This window comes from Nocardioides aquaticus, assembly GCF_018459925.1.
Classification (GTDB): domain Bacteria; phylum Actinomycetota; class Actinomycetes; order Propionibacteriales; family Nocardioidaceae; genus Nocardioides; species Nocardioides aquaticus.
Window position 1 is genome coordinate 120,919 of the sequence record NZ_CP075371.1, and the last position, 18,331, is coordinate 139,249.

Genomic DNA, 18,331 nt, shown 5'->3' on the forward strand with positions numbered 1-18,331 from the left:
GGATAGGTTGCGGCCATGGCCAAGAAGAACCGCAACCGGCAGCGCGCCGAGACCACCCCCACCGAGCCCGGCGAGGTCGGTCCCCGTCAGCCCTGCCCGTGCGGGTCGGGCAAGCGCTACAAGGCGTGCCACGGTGCCGCCGGCGGCGGCGACGTGTACGTGGCGCGCCCCTTCGAGGGCCTGGCCTCCGAGGGCGACGTCGTCGCCCTGCGCGAGCTCGTCCCCGCCGCGACCGCCCCGCTGACCCTGCGCGACGACGTCGACGCCCACGGGCGCACCGTCACGCTGTGCACCCTGGCCCCCGGCGCCGTGCCGGCCGTCGTGCGTGACTCCGGCGAGGTGCTCCTGGGGCTCCAGGTCCAGCACTCCTTCGGCGACCCGTCGCGCGACCTGGCCGCCGTGCTGCTCGCCGCGCTCGAGGCCGAGCCCGGCGCCGTCGGCCTCACCGACGCCCCCGGCCCGGGCCCCCGCCTGCAGGACCTCGTCGTCGACGCCCCCCTCGACATCACGGTGCACGAGGGGTACGGCTACTGGGTCGAGGAGTCCGACCAGTCGCCCGAGGTCGCCGAGCTGCTCGAGCAGGCCGACGACCAGGCCGCGCCGACCGCCCGCCTGGCCTCGGTCGCGTCGGCCTACTGGACCCGGATGGGCTCCAAGGAGCACCTGCGCTGGGTGATGCCCGAGCCCGAGGGCGAGCTGCTCGACGCCCTGGCCCGGCTCCACGCCGCGGGCACCGACACGCTGATCCCGGAAGGGCGCCTGGTCGGCATGTTCCGCGCCCACGGCCTGCTCACCCCGGTCTGGGACCTGCCCGTCGGCACCGGCGCGGAGGCGCTCGAGGACCCCGCCGCCGACTTCAAGACCGCGCTCGACGCCGCCCTGGCCGAGAAGGCCCCGCTCACCTCGGAGGAGCGCTCCGCACGGTCGGGCCTGGCGAACCGGCAGGTCACGATCCGCTGAGGTCGGCCGGGCGGGACGTCCCCGGCCGACCGGGGACTTCCGAACCTGTCGGCCTTTGCAAAGGCCGACGAGTTCGAGACCTGCCCGTCAAGTCCCGCCCCCGGGAGGCGCTCAGCCCACCGAGCGCGTCCGCACCGTCCACGCCGCCAGCCGTGCGAACCCCTTCACCGAGACCCGCCGCACCCGCTTGAACCGGTACGCCGGCGCGTCGTCGGCGTCCGCCGTCGCCTCGGCGGGCGCCAGCGCGTCGTGCGTGCCGGCGTCGACCAGCACCCGGCCGGGCCGCGAGACCGACGTCAGCCGGGCGGCGACGTTGACGGTGGAGCCGAAGACGTCACCGAGCCGGCTGACCACCTCGCCCGTCGCGACGCCGGCGCGTACCCGCGGGAAGCGGTCGGCCTCGTCCTCCCCGCGCGCGGTCATCGCCAGCGCCAGACCGACCATGGGTCCGGGGGCGTCGGCGACCAGGAGCACCTCGTCGCCGATGTTCTTGATGATCCGGGCGCCGGCGTCCAGCGACATGCCGGCGCACTGGTCCTCGAAGTACTCCAGCCACGCCACCAGCTCGGACTCGTCCAGCGACCGGCTGTGCGCGGTGTACCCCACGATGTCGACGAAGCACACGGTCTGCGTCGAGACGGCCTCGGCGGCGTGCTGCGCCCCGCCGGCGGAGGTGAGCAGGCGTCCCGCGGCGCTGGTCAGGTGGCGGCGCCAGACGTAGGACTGGAGCTTGTCGATGCGGGGCAGCACGTCGTCGGCGAACCGGGCCAGCTGCCCGGCCGGGTCCTGCCCGTCCTCGAGGGCGACCCGGGCCATCAGCGAGGTCTGCCACTCGGCCAGGCGGGCGAAGCTGCGCCCCCACGTCCGTACGAGCGCGGCCTGCGAGTCGGCGTCGAGCACGCCGAGGCGCAGGAGGTCGTGGGTGAGCCGCAACGCCTCGACGTCGGCGTCGGTGAACGCGACGTCGTCGTCGGTGACGCGGGCGAAGCCGAGCAGCCGCCAGAGCTCCTCGGCCAGCATCATCGGCACCCCGGCGGCGTCGGCGACCTCCTGGCGGGTCAGTCGGGGGCGTCCGTCCAGCAGCCGCTCCTCGAGCTGCTGCACCGCGTCCCCCAGGGACCCGTCCGCCGGGAGGGTCTCGTCGCCGTCCTGGTCCTCGCTCACCGGCGCATCATCCCAGCCGGGACTCCGCCACCGCGTCCAGCGCCCGTCGGAAGCCCGGCATCTCCGCCGACAGCTCCTCGACGGCCTCGGCGGTGAAGTGGACCAGGTCCAGCGGGGTCAGCGCCACGAGCGTGGCGGAGCGCAGCGAGTGCCGCACGATCCCGCCCTCGCCCATCACGTCACCGGCGCCGAGCCGGGCGATCTCCGCGCCGCCACGGCGTACGGACACCTCGCCCGAGATGATGACGTAGGCCTTGTCGGCCGGCGTCCGCTCCCAGATCGGCGACCAGCCCTCGGGCAGGCGCACGCGGCGCCCGGCGGCGCTGATCCGGGCGACCTCGGGCGGGGTGAAGGACTCGAAGAACGTGCCGGGCATGGGTGCGCCTCTCGTCTCGGGGGTTGCTCCCCGGTCAACGAGGGGGTGCGGCGGGGGGTCACGGCCTACGACGGTGACCCGGCCCACTGGACCGGACCACCGGGCCACCGGGCCACCGCCTGACGTGCCGGCGACCGGCGCTCAGCCGACCGGCATCGGGTCCCGCTCGATCGGGCAGCTCATGCAGCGCGGTCCGCCGCGGCCCGAGCCGAGCTCGGAGCCGGAGATCCGGACGACCTCGATCCCGGCCTCCTCGAGGCGGGCGTTGGTCTCGGTGTTGCGCTCGTAGGCGACCGCGACCCGCGGGGCGAGGGCCAGGGTGTTGTTGCCGTCGTCCCACTGCTCGCGCTCGGCGGTGACGGGGTCGAGGCCGGTGTCGATGTGGTGCAGCCGGTCGATGCCCATCGCCCGGGCGGCGGCGACCAGGAACGGCTCGGCCCCGGCGACCGCGAGCAGGAGGCTGCCGTCGTCGGCGTGGCCGGCGTCGGTCACGGCGTAGGCCGTGAGCGAGTCGGCGACGTTGGGGTACATCACGACCTTGTCGACGTCGACCATCGTGCAGACCGTGTCGAGGTGCATGGTCGCGCGCTCCTGGGCGATCGGGACCGCGAGCACGGTGTGGGCCAGGCCGGCCTCGAAGACCTGGCGGGCCAGCCGCTCGGCGCCCGCGGGCGTCGTCCGCTCCCCGACGCCGACGGCGATCACGCCGGGGGAGAGCAGCAGCACGTCGCCGCCCTCGACGTGCTCGAGCTGGTGGCCGTGGATGCGCGGGGCCGCGTCGAAGCGCGGGTGCAGGCTGTAGACGAGCTCGGTGAGCTGGGTCTCGCGCTTGCGGGCCGGCATCGCCAGCGACGTGATCGCGACCCGGTCGCGCACCCAGAAGCTGGAGTCGCGGGTGAAGAGGAGGTTCGGCAGCGGGTCGATGAGGAACGCGTCGTGCGGCAGCAGCGAGGTGACCAGGCCGAACCCGCCGCGCACCTCGTCGTTGCGGATGCCCGCGGTCAGGTAGTGCGTCAGCTCGGCGGGCGTGGCGTCGCCCAGCTTGCCGGCCAGGTAGCCGCGCATCGTGTCGCCGAGGTCGAGCCCGGAGAGCGCCGTGCCGATCGCGGTCGCCCGGGCGTCGGGGTCGGCGAGGGTCTCGGTGAGCAGCTCGGTCAGGTACAGCACCTCGACGTCGCGGTCGCGCAGCGCCTGCGCGAAGGCGTCGTGCTCCTCCTGCGCGCGCGCCACCCACGGGATGCCGTCGAAGAGGAGGCGGTCGTTGTTGCCGGGGGTCAGCCGCTGCAGCTCGGCACCCGGGCGGTGCAGCAGCACCGTACGGAGGGTCCCGACCTCGCTGTCGGCGCCGGTGGGCGCGTGAGCCGTCATGGGCGCAGCCTAGGGCCAGGGCGACCCTCAGCGACGCGAGGCGTCGGCCGGGTAGACCCCGAGCACCTTGATCTCGTGCGTGAAGAACCGCAGCTCCTCCAGCGCCCGCGCCAGGCCGGGCTCGGCGGGGTGGCCGTCGACCTCGGCGAGGAACTGCGTCGCGGTGAACTGCCCGTCGACCATGTAGCTCTCCAGCTTGGTCATGTTCACGCCGTTGGTCGCGAAGCCGCCCAGGGCCTTGTAGAGGGCCGCCGGGATGTTGCGCACGTTGAAGACGAAGCTGGTCACGACCGGGCCGCGCCCGGCCTCGGCCTCGACCAGGTCGGGGGAGAGCACCACGAAGCGGGTGGTGTTGTGGTCCTCGTCCTCGACGTCCTCACGGAGCACCTCGAGGCCGTAGATCTCCGCGGCCAGCCGCGGCGAGATCGCGGCCTGGGTGGGGTCCCCGGCCTCGGCGATCTCGCGGGCGGCGCCGGCGGTGTCGCCGGAGATCAGCGGGGTCAGGCCGAGCTCGCGGATCACCCTGCGGCACTGGCCCAGGGCGTGGACGTGGCTGTGGACGGTGCGCAGCCCCGCGGTCGTCGCCCCGGGCACGCCGAGCAGCACGAACTGGATCCGCCAGAAGTGCTCGGCCACGATGTGCAGGCCCGAGCCGGGCAGGAAGTGGTGGATGTCGGCGACCCGGCCGGCGATCGAGTTGTCGATCGGGATCATCGCCAGGTCGGCGCTGCCCTGGTCGACCGCGGCGAAGACGTCCTCGAAGGAGGCGCACGGCACGGGCTCCAGGTCGGGGTAGTGGTGCGCGCACACCGCGTGGGAGTTGGCGCCCGGCTCGCCCTGGTAGGCGATGCGTCCCGTCCTGGTCACCGGCTCAGTCTAGGGTCGGCGACGTGCTGGTCCTGTCGCTGCTCACCGCCGTGGTCGCCCTCCTCGCCACCCTCGCCCTCGCCTTCGCGGTCGTCGCCCTGCGCCGCACCGCGCGTCCCCGCGGCGGCGGTGTCGACGCGCTGCCCGAGGACCTCCAGGGCCTGCGCCAGGAGGTCGCCGCGCTCACCGCCGAGAGCCGGGCGGCGCTGCGCAACCTCGCCGTCGTGCGCTACGACGCCTTCGGCGACATGGGCGGGCACCTCTCCTGGTCGCTGGCGCTGCTCGACGAGGCCGGCCACGGGGTGGTGCTGACCTCGATCCACGGCCGCAGCGAGGCGCGCACCTACGCCAAGAACATCGCCGCCTGGACCTGCGACCAGCCCCTCTCCCCGGAGGAGCAGGAGTCGGTCGACCACGCCCGTCCCTGAGCCCGCCCGGGTGCCTAGGAGACGAACGCCCGCAGCAGCACCGTCAGGCGGTCCCGCTCCGCGGCGGTCAGGGGGGCCAGCAGGTCGCCGATCGCCCGGTCCCCGGCTCCCCGCGCCGCGTCGGTCGCCGCGTCGGCGCCGGCCTCCCGGTGCAGCAGGTGCGTACGCCGGTCCCCGGCCGCCGCGCGCCGGCTGACCAGCCCGCGCTCCTCCAGGCCGTCGACGACCTGGACCACCCGCGCGCCGCTGAGGCCGAGGTGGCGGGCCAGGTCGGCCTGCGGGACCGGCCCGGTCTCGCCCAGCACCACCAGGGCCGCGTAGTGCCGCGGCTCGAGGCCGACCGGCGCCAGCGCCTCGAGGAAGTCGCGGTGCGCCCGCTCGTGCAGGCGGGTGACCAGGAAGCCGGTGCTCGCCCGCAGCACGGGCGGCACCTGCGCGGACAGGTGCGGGTCGGTCACCGCGTGCAGCAGGTCGCGCAGCTCGGCCGACCCGGCGTCCCCCAGCGGTGCGGTCAGCCGCCGGACGACCTCGTCGAGGTGCGCGCCCCAGCGGCGTACGGCGTCGTCGGCCGCCGGCGTCCGGGTGAGCAGCCAGGAGCGACGGTCCACGGGGTTGCGGACCCGGGCGACCAGGCCCTGCCGCACCAGCTCCGCGGCCACGGTGCCCACGGTCGTCGCGCTGACGGCGATCGCCGCGGCGAGGTCCTGCTGGGAGCGGGCGTGCCCGTCGCCCAGCACGTGCAGGACTGAGAAGCCGTGCACGTCGACGCCCGCCGGCAGCACGTCCGCGAGCTCGGCGGCCACCCGCATCCGCGCCCGGAAGAGCAGGTGGCCCGGCAGGGCGGCCAGCACCTCCAGCACGTGGCGCTCCTCACGTTAGGCAAGACGTTGATCGTTAACCTCTTGACCATATCGCGGGACGGGTGGATCGTCATCCCTGTGCCCGACCTCGACGACACCACCCACGCCCCCGGGGCCACCATCGCGGCCGCCCCGGCGGCGAGCACGCCGACACCGGCGGCGGGTCCCCGTGGTGGACCCTGGTCGCGGTCGCCACCGGCGTGTTCATGCTGCTGCTCGACATCACGATCGTGAACGTCGCCCTCCCCGACATCCAGAGCCAGCTCGACGCCTCGATCTCCGACCTGCAGTGGGTGATCGACGCCTACGCCCTCAGCCTGGCCGCGCTGCTGCTCACCGCCGGCTCCCTGGCCGACCTGTACGGCCGCCGCAAGGTCTTCGTGATCGGCATCGTGCTCTTCGGGCTGGGCTCCGCGGCCTGCGGCGTGGCCCAGGACGTGCTGTTCCTGACCCTGGCCCGCGCCTTCCAGGGCATCGGCGGGGCGGCGATGTTCGCGACCGCCCTGGCGCTGCTGGCCAGCACCTACACCGGGCGCGCGCGGGGCATCGCCTTCGGCGTCTTCGGTGCCGTCACCGGCGTGGCCGTCGCCGTCGGCCCGGTCCTCGGCGGCGTGCTCACCACCGGCCTGTCGTGGCGCTGGATCTTCTGGGTCAACGTCCCGCTCTGCGTCGGTGCTGTCGTCCTGACGCTGGCCAAGGTCCGCGAGTCCCGCAACCCGTACGCCGGGCGCCCCGACTGGATCGGGTTCGTCACCTTCAGCACGGCGCTGGCCGCGCTCGTCCTCGGCCTGATCGAGGCCGGCGAGCGGTCCTGGTCCGACGGTCTGGTCGTCGGCTGCCTGGTCGTCGCCGCCGTCATGATGGCGGCCTTCGTGGTCAGCCAGCTGCTGCAGTCACAGCCGATGTTCGACTTGGCGCTGCTGCGCAAGCCGACCTTCACCGGCGGCCTGGTCGCGGCCTTCGGGGTGTCGGCGTCGATCTTCTCGGTGCTGGCCTACCTGGTGATCTACCTCCAGAACGTGCTCGGCTACTCCGCGGTCGGGACCGGCGTACGCCTGCTGTTCCTCTCCGGCGCCTCCTTCGTGGCGGCCGCGATCGCGGGCCGGCTGACCGAGAAGGTCCCGACCAAGTGGCTGATCGCCCCGGGGTTCCTGCTCACCGCCGGCGGCCTCGCGCTGATGATCGGCGTCGGCGACGACTGGACGCACCTGATCCCCGGCCTGCTGGTCGCGGGCGTCGGGATCGGGATGATCAACCCGCCGCTGGCCTCGACCGCCGTCGGCGTGGTTGCCGTCGAGCGCTCCGGGATGGCCTCGGGCGTGAACTCGACCTTCCGGCAGGTCGGGATCGCCACCGGGATCGCCGCGCTGGGCTCGATCTTCAGCCGCGAGATCGCCGCCGACGCCACCGCCGGGCTGCAGGCGCAGGTCCCGCCGGCCGCGCTGGACCCGCTGACCGCCGCGCTGTCGGGCGGCCAGGTGCAGGTCGCCGCCGACGCGGCGGCCTCGGCGGCCCCGGGTGGGCGGGCCGAGGCCGCCCGCGAGCTGGTCACCCAGGTCGGCACCACTGCCGTGGTGGACGCCCTCGACCACATCCTGCTGATCGCCGCGGTGATCGCCCTGGTCGCTGGCCTGCTGTGCCTGGTGCTGATCCGGCAGAAGGACTTCGTCGCGCAGGGGCCCACCCCGGCCGCCGCCGAGGAGCCCGAGGCCCGGGACGGCGTCGGCGCCTCCGCCTAGCCTTCGGCCCATGCGGTTCGACCAGCCTCCGGTGCTCGAGGTGACCGTCGACCGCAGCAAGCGGCTCGACCCCGACGAGTGGCCGATGACGGTGCCGGCGGTGGCCCAGCTGGACCGCGAGGGCCTGCGCCTGGACCCCGGGGTCACGCTGCTGGTCGGCGAGAACGGGTCGGGCAAGTCGACGCTGGTCGAGGCGGTCGCGATGGCGTACGGCCTCTCGCCCGAGGGCGGCTCGGCCTTCGGCGACCGGACCACCCGGGCCTCGGAGTCGCCGCTCGGCGGCGCGCTGCGGCTGCGCCGCGGGCTCGGCTCGGGCAGGTGGGGCTTCTTCCTCCGCGCCGAGACGATGCACGGCTTCTACACCTTCCTCGAGGACAACCCCACCGCGAACCCGCGGGAGCCCCTGTTCCACGAGATGAGCCACGGGGAGTCGTTCCTCGAGGTGCTGCGCACCCGGTTCGACTCCTCGGGCCTCTACTGCCTCGACGAGCCGGAGGCCGCGCTGTCCTTCTCCTCGACCCTGGCCCTGATCACCACGCTGCACGACGTCACCCGGTCCGGCGCCCAGGTCCTCTGCGCGACGCACTCGCCGGTGCTGGCCGCGATGCCCGGCGCGACGCTGCTCGAGGTGGGCGAGTGGGGCTACCGGCGCACCCGCTGGGAGGACCTCGAGCTGGTCGAGCACTGGCGGCGCTACCTCGACGAGCCGCAGCGCTACCTGCGCCACCTGCTCGGCGACGACTGAGCAGGAGCCGTCAGCGGGGGACGCGCACCAGCACCCGCCCGTGCAGGCACTCCATCCGCAGCTCGTGGCCCGGCGCGATCACGTCGCCGTCCAGCTGGCGCGGGGTCTCGACGTCGGTACGGATCACCACGCTGCGCCCGGTCATCCGGTTGACCAGGTCGTCCACGCGCCGACGGCGCAGCAGCACCCGCACGGCCAGCGGGATCCAGGACAGGAAGCGGCGGGGGTGCAGCAGCACGACGTCGAGCAGCCCGTCGTCGATCCGGGCGTCCGGGAGCAGCGGCATCCCGGCCTGCAGGTGCCCGACGTTGCCGACCACGATCGTGCGGGCCCGGGTCTCGACCGGCTCGCCGCCGTCGACGGTGATCCGCACCTTCACCGCGGGGTACATCAGGGTCTTCAGCCCCGACAGCACGTAGGCCAGCCAGCCGACCCGCGCCTTGATGCTGTCGTTGACGCCCTCCATGATCGCGGCGTCGAAGCCCATCCCGGCCATCACCATGAAGTGGGTCTTCTCGAGGTCGTCGCCGGAGACCTCGACCAGGTCGACGGCCTGGTCCTGGCCGGTCAGCGCGATGTCGACGGCGGCGCGGATGTAGAGCGGCAGGGCCAGGTTGCGGGCCAGCAGGTTGCCGGTGCCGGCCGGGATGATCCCGACCGGGACCCCGGTGCCGGCCAGCTCGGCGCACACCTCGCGCACGGTCCCGTCGCCGCCGCAGACCACGACCAGGTCGGCGCCCGCGACCGCGGCCGCCTCGGCCTGGCCGGTGCCCGAGTCCTCGGGCGTGGTCAGGAACCACTGCGGCTCCGACCAGCCGGCGGCCACCGCCATCGAGGTGACCAGCGTCCGGAAGGCCTGCTCGTCCTCGACCTTGCTCGGGTTGAGCACGACCGCGAGGTCGCGGGTGGTGGGGCCCGCGACCGGCAGCGGCTCGCTGCGGCGGGCGTGGCTGCGCGGCAGCGGGTCCTGGACGACCAGGCCGACCAGCGCCAGCCCGAGGCCCAGCAGCAGCCCGCCGGCCACGTCGCTGGGGTAGTGCCGGCCCAGCAGCACCCGGTCGGCGTAGACCGCGAGCACGGCCAGCGCGACGAGCACGGCCGTCAGCCGCCGGATCCCCCCGCGCCGCACCAGCATCCAGACCAGCACCAGCGCCACCGTGCCGAGCGCCGTGATCGACGAGGCGTGCCCCGAGGGGAACGCCTTCGAGAGCAGCAGCAGCTCGGGGTCCTGCCACGGCGGTCGCTCCCGGCCGACGAGCAGCTTCAGGCCGGTCGTGGCGAGCGCGGTCGCGCCGACGACCAGCACGGCGTACACCGCCGCGCGCCGGTGCCCCTTGACCCACAGCGACACCGCGAGAGCCGTCGTGAGCACGGTGATCCCGATCGTGCCGAACGCGAGCTCGACGACGTGCAGCGGCTGTCGCAGCCACGGCTGGTCGGCGGTCCACGCCGCGGCGCGGCTGCCGGCGTCGTCGACCGCGGCCAGCCAGTCCCAGGCCTGCAGCACGCCGAGGGCGAGCAGGCCGAGCAGCAGCAGGCAGGCCAGGCCGGCGCTGAGCTGCAGGCTGCGGGGTCGGTCGAGCACGACGCTCCTCGAGGGCAGGGGGAGAGGCCCGGGGGTCCGCCCGGCCGTCGCCAGGATAGGTCGCCCCAGGGGTGGGGACGGGACCGGGAGCGACGCGGCACGGCCGATAGCCTGGCGCCATGATCGACCCCCGGCTGCTGCGAGACGACCCCGACCGAGTGCGCGCCGCCCAGGCCAAGCGTGGCCTGTCCGCCGAGGTGGTCGACCGGGCGCTGTCGGCCGACGCGGACCGTCGGGCCGCGATCGGCGACTTCGAGGCCAAGCGCGCCGAGCAGAAGCAGCTCGGCAAGCAGGTCGCGCAGGCGAAGGGCGAGGAGAAGCAGGAGCTGCTCGCCCGGACCAAGGCGCTCTCCGCCGAGGTCAAGGCCGCCGAGGCCGCGCAGGGTGAGGCCGAGACGGCGTGGCGCACCGCGCTGATGGAGATCCCCAACCTCGCGGCCGACGAGGTGCCGGCCGGCGGCGAGGACGACTTCGCGGTCCTCGAGCACGTCGGGACGGTGCCGCAGTTCGACTTCGAGCCGCGCGACCACGTCGAGCTCGGCCGGATGCTCGGCGCGATCGACCTCGAGCGTGGCGCGAAGGTGTCCGGCTCGCGCTTCTACTTCCTCACCGGCCTCGGCGCACGGCTGCACCGCGCCCTGGTCAACATGGCGATGGACCAGGCCGCCGAGCACGGCTTCATCGAGGTCGTCCCGCCCTCGCTGGTCAAGCCCCGCGCCATGGAGGGGACCGGTTTCCTCGGCCAGGCCGCCGACGACGTCTACCGGATCGAGGGCCAGGACCTCTACCTCGTGGGCACGTCCGAGGTGCCGATGGCTGCCTTCCACTCCGACGAGATCCTGGACGGTGCCGCGCTGCCGCTGCGCTACGCCGCCTACAGCCCGTGCTTCCGCAAGGAGGCCGGCTCGCACGGCAAGGACACCCGCGGGATCTTCCGGGTGCACTGGTTCGACAAGGTCGAGATGTTCGTCTACACCACGCTCGAGGAGGCCCCGGCCGAGCACGCCCGGCTGCTGGCGTGGGAGCGCGCCTTCCTGGACAAGCTCGAGCTGGCCTACCGCGTCGTCGACGTCGCGGCCGGCGACCTCGGCCTCTCGGCGGTGCGCAAGTTCGACTGCGAGGCCTGGATCGCCTCGCAGGGCCGCTACCGCGAGCTGACGTCGGCCTCGAACTGCACCGACTTCCAGAGTCGTCGGCTCGACACCCGGGGCCGCTTCGGGGACACCACCGGACCGGTCGCCACCCTCAACGGCACCCTCAGCTCGACCAACCGGCCGATCATCGCGCTCCTCGAGACCCACCAGCAGGCCGACGGCTCCGTCCGCGTCCCCGAGGCGCTGCGGCCGTACCTCGGCGGCCTCGAGGTCCTCACCCCGGTCACGGCGTGAGCACGCCCGCCCCGGGCGAGCCCGGCTGGCAGCCCCGGCTGGTCGCCCTCGACATCGACGGGACCCTGCTGCGCTGGATCACCGGCGCCGGCACGACGCACGAGGAGGTCCCGGACGCCGTACGCGCCGCGGTCCGCCGGGCCGCGCGGGCCGGCGCCCACGTGGTGCTGGCCTCCGGGCGGTCCCCGCACAGCATGACCGGCGTGGCCGACCTGCTCGGGTTGGCCGAGCTGGCCGACGACCGGCTCTGGATCGTGGCCAGCAACGGGGCGGTGGTCACCCGCTACCCCCCGCTCGAGGTGGTGCGGGAGGAGACCTTCGACGCCGGGCCCGCCGTGCAGCGCATCCTCCAGCTGCACCCCGAGGCCCTGGTCGCCGTCGAGGAGCGGGGCGTCGGCTACCGGGTCAACCGGGCCTTCCCGACCGGTGAGCTCAGCGGGGACCTGATCCCCACCCCGGTCGAGCACATGGTCGCGGCCCCCGTCAGTCGGGTGATCATCCGCGACCCGGCGGCGACCGTCGACGACTTCGTGCGCCTCGGCGCGGAGCTCGGCCTGCACGGCACGGACTACGTCGTCGGGTGGACCGCCTGGCTCGACCTGTCGGCCCCCGGCGTCTCCAAGGCCTCGGGCCTGGACCACGTGGCCGACGCGCTCGGGCTGACCGCCGCCGACGCGCTGGCGATCGGCGACGGCCGCAACGACGTCGAGATGCTCCGCTGGGCCGGTCGCGGCGTGGCGATGGGCCAGGCCGTCGACGTGGTGCACGAGGCCGCCGACGCCGTGACCGACGGCGTCGACGACGACGGCGCCGCCCGCGAGCTCGAGCGCTGGTTCGGCACCGGCTCCACCGCCGACGCCGCCGACGCCACCGGGGGCTGAGGGTGACCCCGACCCCGCCCCGGCTGGTCGCCACCGACCTCGACGGCACCCTGCTGCGCGCGGACGGGACGCTGTCGGCGCCCAGCCGGCGCGTGCTGGCCGCCCTCGACGAGCGTGGGGTGCACGTCGTCCTGGTCACCGCGCGCCCGCGGCGCTGGATGCTCGACCTGTGGCCGGTGGTCGGCGCGCACGGTCTCGCGGTCGTCTCCAACGGGGCGCTGACCTGGGACGTCGCCGCCGACCGGCCGGTCGAGACGCGTCCGTTCGATCCCGCCGTCGGGCGGGCCGTGGTGAGCCGGGTGGCCGCCGCGGTCCCCGGCGCCGGGTTCGGGGTGGAGCGGGTCTCCGGCCTGGTCTGCGACGCCGCCTACACCGAGATCGAGGACCCGCCCGCGGGCCTCGTCGTCGACGACCCGGAGCGGCTGTGGGACGAGCCCGGGCTGAAGCTCCTCGTCCAGGACGAAGGCGCCGACCCCGCGGCGCTGCGTGACGCCGTGACCGAGGCCGTGGGCGACGACGCCGAGGCCACCTGGACGCTCCCCGGGCTGGTCGAGGTCAGCGCCCGCGGGGTCACCAAGGGCGTCGCCCTGGCCCACCTCGCCGCGGGGCTCGGGATCGACGCGGCCGAGGTGGTCGCCTTCGGGGACATGCCCAACGACGTGGCGATGCTGACCTGGGCGGGGCGGGGCTGCGCGGTGGCCAACGCCCACCCCGACGTCCGGGCTGCGGCCGACGAGGTCGTGGGGCACCACGACGACGACGGCGTGGCGCGCGCCCTGGCTGGCCTCTTCGACCTGCCGTCTGCTGTCATGGGCGCATGCTGAGATCGGGGTCGAGCCGCCCGTGGTTCCTCCGCGCCGCCCTCCCGGCGACGGTGCTCGGGTTGGTGCTGCTCGCGCCGGCTGCCGCCGCGAGCGACACCACCGGCGGGACCGGTGGGGCCGGCCCGGAGCCGCAGGCCTGCGCGCCCGCGTCGCTCGCCGACGCCACCAAGTCCGCCGCGGCCGTGTTCATCGGCACGGTGCGGGGCGTGGCCAGCGACGAGATCAGCGCCCAGGAGACCGACTACTTCCACTCCGTGGACGTCGACCGCGTCTACAAGCCCGGCCGCGGCGCGATCATCGACACCGAGGAGGTCGAGCTGGTCACCCAGCGGACCAACGACCGGTGCAGCCTCGGCGCCCTCGACGAGGGGCAGCGCTACGTCGTCTTCGCCACCCTGTCCGGCGACGCCCTGCTGGCCGACGGCGACGGCGGTACGGCCCTGGCCGACGCCGACCTCGTGGCCGAGCTCGAGGACCTGCTCGGCTCCGGCCGACCACCGGTGCCGCCGGAGATGCCCACGGCGACGCTGACCCCGGTGTCGGTCGACTCGCCGACCCCGTTCGTCCGGGCCGCGGCCCCCGGCGCCGGTCTGGTTCTCGTGGGGCTGCTGGGCCTGCTGGTCACCCGGCGTCTCAACCGCGGCCACTGACCGGCCCTTGACCGGCCACTGACCGGCGACTGACCGCCACCGGCGCTCGCTACAGGTACATCCCGCCGCTGCCGTGGCCCCCGCCGTCCCCGGGCTGCCCGGGCTGGCCCGGCGCGCCCGGCTGGCCGGACGGTGGCTGCGGACCGGCGTGGTCGGGACCACCGGCACCGCGGGGCAGCGCCCGGCGGGCCTGCTCGATCTGGGCCTTCGCGGTCATCTGCTGGGCGTAGATCGCGGTCTGGATGCCGTGGAAGAGCCCCTCGAGCCAGCCCACCAGCTGGGCCTGGGCGATGCGCAGCTCGGCGTCGGACGGCACGGAGTCGTCGGTGAAGGGCAGCGAGAGACGGTGCAGCTCCTCGACCAGCTCCGGGGCGAGCCCCTCCTCGAGCTCGTGCACGGAGGCCTGGTGGATCTCGCGGAGGCGGACCCGGCTCGCGTCGTCGAGGGGCGCCGACTTCACCTCGTCCAGCAGCTGGCGGACCATGCTGCCGACCCGCATCACCTTGGCCGGCTGCTCGACCAGCTCGGTGACGGCGCGCTCGCCCCCACCGTCCTCGGCGCCGGGGACCGGCCTCCCGTCGGTGCCGACCGGCCTCCCGTCGGGGCCGACCACGACGACCTGCTGGTCCGGGTGGTCCTGCTGCTCGCTCATGACCACGACCCTAGCCAGCGGGTCCGGGCCCGAGGCCACCCGCTCAGAGCGTCAGGACGATCTTGCCGGTGTGGCCCGAGGCCTCCATCAGCTCGTGGGCGGCGCGGACCTCCTCCAGCGGCATGGTGCCGTGCACCATGGGGCGGATCCGGCCGTCGGCGACCATCGGCCACACCTCGGCGACGACCTCGGCGCAGATGGCGGCCTTCTCCTCGACCGGGCGGGCGCGCAGCGAGGTGGCCGAGACGCTGCCGCGCTTGCCGAGCAGCATGCCGAGGTCCAGCTCGCCCTTGGCGCCGCCCTGCATCCCGATCACGACCAGGCGGCCCTCGGTCGCGAGCGCGGTGACGTTGCGACCCAGGTAGGAGGCGCCCATGTTGTCCAGGATGACGTCGGCGCCACCGAGGCCCCGGACGACCTCCACGAAGTCCTCGTCGCGGTAGCTGACGACCACGTCGGCGCCGAGCTCCCGGCAGGTCTGCAGCTTCTCGGGGGACCCGGCGGTCGCCACGACGCGGACGCCGCGGTGGTGGGCCAGCTGGATGGCGAAGGTGCCGATGCCGCCGGCGCCGCCGTGCACCAGCAGCGTCTCGCCCTGCTGGAGGCCGGCGACCATCTCGAGGTTCGACCAGACGGTGCAGGCCACCTCGGGCAGCGCGGCCGCGGTCACGAGGTCCACCCCGGCCGGGACCGGCATCACCTGGCCCGCGGGCACGACGACGTACGCCGCGTAGCCGCCGCCGGCGAGCAGCGCGCAGACCTCGTCGCCCACGGCCAGGGGCGCGCCGCCGGCCCCGGTGACGGGACCGCCGTCGCCGTCGGGGCCGAGCGCGGCGACCACGCCGCTGCACTCCAGGCCGATCACGTCCGAGGCGCCCTTCGGGGGCGGGTACATCCCGCGCCGCTGCAGGGTGTCTGCGCGGTTCACCGCCGTCGCCCGCACCTCGATCAGCACCTCGCCGGGTCCCGCCTGGGGCTGCTCGACCTCACCGACCGAGAGGACCTCGGGCCCACCGGTCCCGTCCGTCACGACTGCACGCATGGCGCGACCCTAGAGGAGACGGCTGGGCGGCTTCCTCCTACGGCGTGCCGTCCGGCCCCGGTTCGCCCGCGAGGTCGCGCAGGTCCGACCAGGTGTCGACGTCGCGGTGCTCCTGGCCGAGCGGCGCCACGTCGACCAGGTCGAGCCCGGAGAGCATCCGGTGCACCGGGTGGCCGTGCCGGTCCTCGCGGCCCGGGGCGACCGCGTCGAGACGGGCGGTGTCGAGCACGAGCGCGAGCTGGCGGCGCCCGTCCGGGTCGGTCAGCGCGGCCCCGTCCCGGCCCGCCGCGGCGGCACGCAGCCGGGTCAGGGTGCCCGGGGTCAGGTGGGGCATGTCGACGGCGAGCACGGCGACGTACGCCGGGTCGCCCCGCAGCGCGTCCCGCCCGGTCAGCAGGCCGGCCACCGGCCCGCCGTGCCGCGGGTCCTCGACCACGAAGGTCGCCGGGAGCGCGGTCGGGACGGCCTCGCCCACCACGACGACCTCGACGGCGTCGGCCACGGCGTCCAGGGCGCGGGCCAGCAGGGTCCGCCCGGCCACCTCGACGCCGGCCTTGTCGACCCCGTCCAGGCGGGTCGCGCGACCGCCGGCCAGCACCACGGCGGCGTACGTCGGCAGGGGGTCGGGCACGCCCCGAGTCTGACACCCTGGGTGCATGAGTCGTGATCGCCTGCGGGTGTCCCTCGTCCAGGAGGCGGCCTCGCTCGAGCCGTCGGTCAACCGCGACGCGGTGCGCGCGCTGACCCCGGCCGCGCAGGACCTCGTGGTCTTCCCCGAGGCCTTCGCCCGTGACTTCGGTACGGCCGGCTCCGACGTCAGCGCCTTCGCCGAGCCCGTCGACGGGCCGTTCGCGACCGCCGTGCGGGAGGTGGGCACCGAGCGGGCGACCACGGTGGTGGCCGGGATGTTCGAGAGCAGCAGCGACCCGGCCCGGCCCTTCAACACCCTCGTCGTGCGGGGTGCGGCGCACGCCGACTACCGCAAGATCCACCTCTACGACTCCTTCGGCTACCGCGAGTCCGACCGGCTGCTGGCGGGGGAGACGACGCCGGCGGTCGTCGAGGTGGACGGCTGGGTGGTCGGCCTGATGACCTGCTACGACCTGCGCTTCCCCGAGCACGCCCGGCTCCTGGTCGACGCCGGCGCGGAGGTCCTGGTCGTCCCGTCGGCGTGGGTGGCCGGCGAGCGGAAGGTGGACCACTGGCGCACCCTGGTGCGCGCCCGCGCGATCGAGAACACCGTCTTCGTGGCCGCGGCCGCCCAGCCCGGGCCGCGCTACAGCGGGCACTCGATGGTCGTCGACCCGCTCGGGGACGTGCTCGCCGAGGCCGGGGAGGAGTCGGCCGCGGTGAGCGCGGTCCTCGAGCGGGCTGCGTTGGAGCAGGCGCGCCGGACCAACCCGTCCCTGACCAACCGCCGCCTGGACGTCCGGGCCCCGGCGGCCGGTCTGTAGCCTTCGACGACGTGCGCCCCCCTGCCGCCGCGGCCCGGCTGACCTCGCCCCGGCTGCTCGCGCCGCTGTGGCTGGTGCTCGTCGCCGCCGGTGCTGCGCTGCTCGTGCTCGGCCTGGTCCCGGTGGGTCCCGACGAGCTTTCCCGGGTCGGCGCCGTGGTCGTCTCCACCGCGTACGCCTGGGCGCTGGCCGCCCGGGTCGGGGGCCGACCGGTCCTCTTCGGCAGTCTCGCCCTGGTCGCCGGGGTGCTCGCGGTGGTGCTGGACCTGACCTGGCTGCGCACCGGGGCGTCCGTGGCGACCTGCGTGGTGGCGGCCGTGCTCGGGGTGGTGGCCACCGTGCCGGCGGTCCGCTTCCGGCTGGCCGCGCGCGAGTGCCTGGTGGCCGTCGTGGTCGCCGGCGTCGGGGCGCTCGCCGCGCTGGGGTACGCACCGACGCTGACCCTGACCCGGTTCGAGTACCTGACTCTCGCCCTGGCCATGGTCGCGACCGTCGCGGTGGTCCAGCGCCTCGGTGCCGGTCTGCACGGCCTGGGTCGGCGCGGGCTCCTCGCGGTGGTGGCCGGGACGCTCCTGCTGGCCGTGACGCTGCTCTACGCCGAGCTGCTGCGCCGCTACGGCACGCCGACGGTCGTCGACAACCTGCTCGACGGCGTCGTCTGGGTCCGCGACACCCTCGGTGCCTTCCCGCGCCCGATCGCGACCGTCGTGGGGGTGCCGGCCCTGGCGTGGGGATGCCACATGCGGGCGCGTCGTCGCCAGGGCTGGTGGGTCTGCGCCTTCGGCGCGGCCGCCACGGCGTCCACCGCGACCGCGCTGGTCAACCCCGGCGTCACCCTGCTGGAGAGCGGGCTGTCGGTGCTGTACGGCCTGGTGGTCGGCCTGGTGCTCGGGTACCTGCTGATCCGCGTCGACCTCGCCGTCACCGGCACCCGCGGACGGCGTAGCCGGGCCGCCGAGCAGGGCCTCGCGGTACGCCCGGAGCCCCGCCGTACCGAGCCCCTGCTGTAGCGGCGCGGGCCCGCGCGGGGCTACGCAGCGGTAACGACTAGGTTCGCTCCCATGCCCCGTGAACGCCTCAGCCACGTCCTCGCCGAGATGGTGGCCAACGTCCTCGAGATCGAGGTGGCCCCCGGTGACGAGGTCGCGATCGGCCAGTCCGTGGTGCTGCTGGAGTCGATGAAGATGGAGATCCCGGTGCCCAGCGAGCACGCCGGGACCGTCCGTGCGGTCAAGGTCGCGCCCGGCGACGTCGTCCAGGAGGGCGACGTCCTGGTCGAGCTGCTGCTCACGGACTAGGCGCTCCCGGACCAGGCGCTCCCGGACACGTCCGGCGCGCCGCCTGGCTC

20 protein-coding genes are annotated in these 18,331 nt (G+C 74.9%); 11 read left to right on the top strand and 9 right to left on the bottom strand.

The features are described 5' to 3' along the window. Window positions 1–15 precede the first annotated feature (15 nt). A complete protein-coding gene (locus ENKNEFLB_RS00600; protein ID WP_214057429.1) occupies window positions 16–960 on the top strand; it encodes a DUF5926 family protein in 945 nt (314 codons plus the stop codon). A 111-nt stretch (window positions 961–1,071) separates the two neighbouring features. Here the strand turns inward: ENKNEFLB_RS00600 and ENKNEFLB_RS00605 are convergent, their stop codons facing one another. The 4 genes from ENKNEFLB_RS00605 to ENKNEFLB_RS00620 form a co-directional block, all read right to left on the bottom strand. After that, the gene (locus ENKNEFLB_RS00605; RefSeq protein ID WP_246535758.1) at window positions 1,072–2,124 is read right to left on the bottom strand and encodes an adenylate/guanylate cyclase domain-containing protein; all 1,053 of its coding nucleotides are present in this window, start codon (window positions 2,122–2,124) and stop codon (window positions 1,072–1,074) included. Between the two features lie 7 nt (window positions 2,125–2,131). Beyond that, on the bottom strand, window positions 2,132–2,500 hold the full coding sequence (locus ENKNEFLB_RS00610) for a Crp/Fnr family transcriptional regulator (RefSeq protein WP_214057430.1): 369 nt from the start codon (window positions 2,498–2,500) through the stop codon (window positions 2,132–2,134). Between the two features lie 141 nt (window positions 2,501–2,641). Then, the gene (locus ENKNEFLB_RS00615) at window positions 2,642–3,868 is read right to left on the bottom strand and encodes an arginine deiminase (protein WP_214057431.1); all 1,227 of its coding nucleotides are present in this window, start codon (window positions 3,866–3,868) and stop codon (window positions 2,642–2,644) included. 27 nt (window positions 3,869–3,895) lie between these two features. Then, the gene (locus ENKNEFLB_RS00620; RefSeq protein WP_214057432.1) at window positions 3,896–4,735 is read right to left on the bottom strand and encodes a prephenate dehydratase; all 840 of its coding nucleotides are present in this window, start codon (window positions 4,733–4,735) and stop codon (window positions 3,896–3,898) included. A gap of 23 nt (window positions 4,736–4,758) precedes the next feature. Between ENKNEFLB_RS00620 and ENKNEFLB_RS00625 the strand changes: the two genes are divergently transcribed. Continuing rightward, window positions 4,759–5,163 (top strand): DUF4446 family protein, encoded by a 405-nt coding sequence (locus ENKNEFLB_RS00625; protein ID WP_214057433.1) that lies wholly within the window; start codon window positions 4,759–4,761, stop codon window positions 5,161–5,163. A gap of 14 nt (window positions 5,164–5,177) precedes the next feature. Here ENKNEFLB_RS00625 and ENKNEFLB_RS00630 read toward each other — a convergent pair whose 3' ends face one another. Next, window positions 5,178–6,023, bottom strand: coding sequence for a MarR family winged helix-turn-helix transcriptional regulator (locus ENKNEFLB_RS00630; protein WP_214057434.1), 846 nt, complete (start codon window positions 6,021–6,023; stop codon window positions 5,178–5,180). Between the two features lie 179 nt (window positions 6,024–6,202). Here ENKNEFLB_RS00630 and ENKNEFLB_RS00635 point away from each other — a divergent pair, with 179 nt between their 5' ends. Both ENKNEFLB_RS00635 and ENKNEFLB_RS00640 read left to right on the top strand, forming a co-directional pair. Further along, window positions 6,203–7,762 (top strand): MFS transporter, encoded by a 1,560-nt coding sequence (locus ENKNEFLB_RS00635; protein ID WP_275955978.1) that lies wholly within the window; start codon window positions 6,203–6,205, stop codon window positions 7,760–7,762. A gap of 10 nt (window positions 7,763–7,772) precedes the next feature. Then, complete coding sequence (locus ENKNEFLB_RS00640) at window positions 7,773–8,507, top strand: AAA family ATPase (protein ID WP_214057436.1); 735 nt, start codon at window positions 7,773–7,775, stop codon at window positions 8,505–8,507. 10 nt (window positions 8,508–8,517) lie between these two features. Here the strand turns inward: ENKNEFLB_RS00640 and ENKNEFLB_RS00645 are convergent, their stop codons facing one another. After that, on the bottom strand, window positions 8,518–10,092 hold the full coding sequence (locus ENKNEFLB_RS00645; RefSeq protein WP_246535759.1) for a bifunctional phosphatase PAP2/diacylglycerol kinase family protein: 1,575 nt from the start codon (window positions 10,090–10,092) through the stop codon (window positions 8,518–8,520). A 119-nt stretch (window positions 10,093–10,211) separates the two neighbouring features. Between ENKNEFLB_RS00645 and serS the strand changes: the two genes are divergently transcribed. The 4 genes from serS to ENKNEFLB_RS00665 are packed head-to-tail and all read left to right on the top strand — an operon-like array spanning window position 10,212 to window position 13,835. Beyond that, entirely contained in the window at window positions 10,212–11,480 is a 1,269-nt protein-coding gene (gene serS, locus ENKNEFLB_RS00650) for a serine--tRNA ligase (RefSeq protein WP_214057437.1), read from the top strand. Continuing rightward, window positions 11,477–12,361: an HAD family hydrolase gene (locus tag ENKNEFLB_RS00655; protein ID WP_246535760.1), complete on the top strand. Its 885-nt coding sequence runs from the start codon at window positions 11,477–11,479 to the stop codon at window positions 12,359–12,361. The genes serS and ENKNEFLB_RS00655 overlap by 4 nt, the downstream gene beginning before the upstream one ends. A gap of 2 nt (window positions 12,362–12,363) precedes the next feature. After that, on the top strand, window positions 12,364–13,185 hold the full coding sequence (locus ENKNEFLB_RS00660; RefSeq protein WP_214057438.1) for an HAD family hydrolase: 822 nt from the start codon (window positions 12,364–12,366) through the stop codon (window positions 13,183–13,185). Further along, entirely contained in the window at window positions 13,179–13,835 is a 657-nt protein-coding gene (locus tag ENKNEFLB_RS00665) for a hypothetical protein (protein ID WP_214057439.1), read from the top strand. Before ENKNEFLB_RS00660 ends, ENKNEFLB_RS00665 begins: the two co-directional genes overlap by 7 nt. A 49-nt stretch (window positions 13,836–13,884) precedes the next feature. Here ENKNEFLB_RS00665 and ENKNEFLB_RS00670 read toward each other — a convergent pair whose 3' ends face one another. The 3 genes from ENKNEFLB_RS00670 to mobA are packed head-to-tail and all read right to left on the bottom strand — an operon-like array spanning window position 13,885 to window position 16,160. Beyond that, window positions 13,885–14,487, bottom strand: a complete 603-nt coding sequence (locus ENKNEFLB_RS00670) for a bacterial proteasome activator family protein (RefSeq protein WP_214057440.1) — start codon at window positions 14,485–14,487, stop codon at window positions 13,885–13,887. A 43-nt stretch (window positions 14,488–14,530) separates the two neighbouring features. Beyond that, entirely contained in the window at window positions 14,531–15,529 is a 999-nt protein-coding gene (locus ENKNEFLB_RS00675) for an NAD(P)H-quinone oxidoreductase (protein WP_214057441.1), read from the bottom strand. Window positions 15,530–15,566: 37 nt separating this feature from the next. Further along, window positions 15,567–16,160 carry a molybdenum cofactor guanylyltransferase gene (gene mobA / locus ENKNEFLB_RS00680; protein ID WP_246535761.1) on the bottom strand — a complete coding sequence of 198 codons (594 nt, stop codon included), beginning with the start codon at window positions 16,158–16,160 and terminating at the stop codon, window positions 15,567–15,569. Between the two features lie 25 nt (window positions 16,161–16,185). Between mobA and ENKNEFLB_RS00685 the strand changes: the two genes are divergently transcribed. From ENKNEFLB_RS00685 to ENKNEFLB_RS00695, 3 genes are read left to right on the top strand one after another with little or no spacing between them, the layout of a single operon-like run. Next, window positions 16,186–16,983: a carbon-nitrogen hydrolase family protein gene (locus tag ENKNEFLB_RS00685; protein ID WP_214057443.1), complete on the top strand. Its 798-nt coding sequence runs from the start codon at window positions 16,186–16,188 to the stop codon at window positions 16,981–16,983. An 11-nt stretch (window positions 16,984–16,994) separates the two neighbouring features. Continuing rightward, window positions 16,995–17,993, top strand: a complete 999-nt coding sequence (locus ENKNEFLB_RS00690) for a hypothetical protein (RefSeq protein WP_214057444.1) — start codon at window positions 16,995–16,997, stop codon at window positions 17,991–17,993. A gap of 51 nt (window positions 17,994–18,044) precedes the next feature. Beyond that, the gene (locus ENKNEFLB_RS00695) at window positions 18,045–18,281 is read left to right on the top strand and encodes a biotin/lipoyl-binding carrier protein (RefSeq protein WP_214057445.1); all 237 of its coding nucleotides are present in this window, start codon (window positions 18,045–18,047) and stop codon (window positions 18,279–18,281) included. Window positions 18,282–18,331: the final 50 nt, after the last annotated feature.

Excerpts from the sequence above, each read along its gene's own strand:
- ENKNEFLB_RS00600 (WP_214057429.1), top strand. The coding sequence starts at position 16 with ATGGCCAAGAAGAACCGCAACCGGCAGCGCGCCGAGACCACCCCCACC.
- ENKNEFLB_RS00610 (WP_214057430.1), bottom strand. The coding sequence starts at position 2,500 with ATGCCCGGCACGTTCTTCGAGTCCTTCACCCCGCCCGAGGTCGCCCGG.
- ENKNEFLB_RS00615 (WP_214057431.1), bottom strand. The coding sequence starts at position 3,868 with ATGACGGCTCACGCGCCCACCGGCGCCGACAGCGAGGTCGGGACCCTC.
- ENKNEFLB_RS00640 (WP_214057436.1), top strand. The coding sequence starts at position 7,773 with ATGCGGTTCGACCAGCCTCCGGTGCTCGAGGTGACCGTCGACCGCAGC.
- serS (WP_214057437.1), top strand. The coding sequence starts at position 10,212 with ATGATCGACCCCCGGCTGCTGCGAGACGACCCCGACCGAGTGCGCGCC.
- ENKNEFLB_RS00665 (WP_214057439.1), top strand. The coding sequence starts at position 13,179 with ATGCTGAGATCGGGGTCGAGCCGCCCGTGGTTCCTCCGCGCCGCCCTC.
- ENKNEFLB_RS00670 (WP_214057440.1), bottom strand. The coding sequence starts at position 14,487 with ATGAGCGAGCAGCAGGACCACCCGGACCAGCAGGTCGTCGTGGTCGGC.
- ENKNEFLB_RS00675 (WP_214057441.1), bottom strand. The coding sequence starts at position 15,529 with ATGCGTGCAGTCGTGACGGACGGGACCGGTGGGCCCGAGGTCCTCTCG.
- ENKNEFLB_RS00685 (WP_214057443.1), top strand. The coding sequence starts at position 16,186 with ATGAGTCGTGATCGCCTGCGGGTGTCCCTCGTCCAGGAGGCGGCCTCG.
- ENKNEFLB_RS00695 (WP_214057445.1), top strand. The coding sequence starts at position 18,045 with ATGCCCCGTGAACGCCTCAGCCACGTCCTCGCCGAGATGGTGGCCAAC.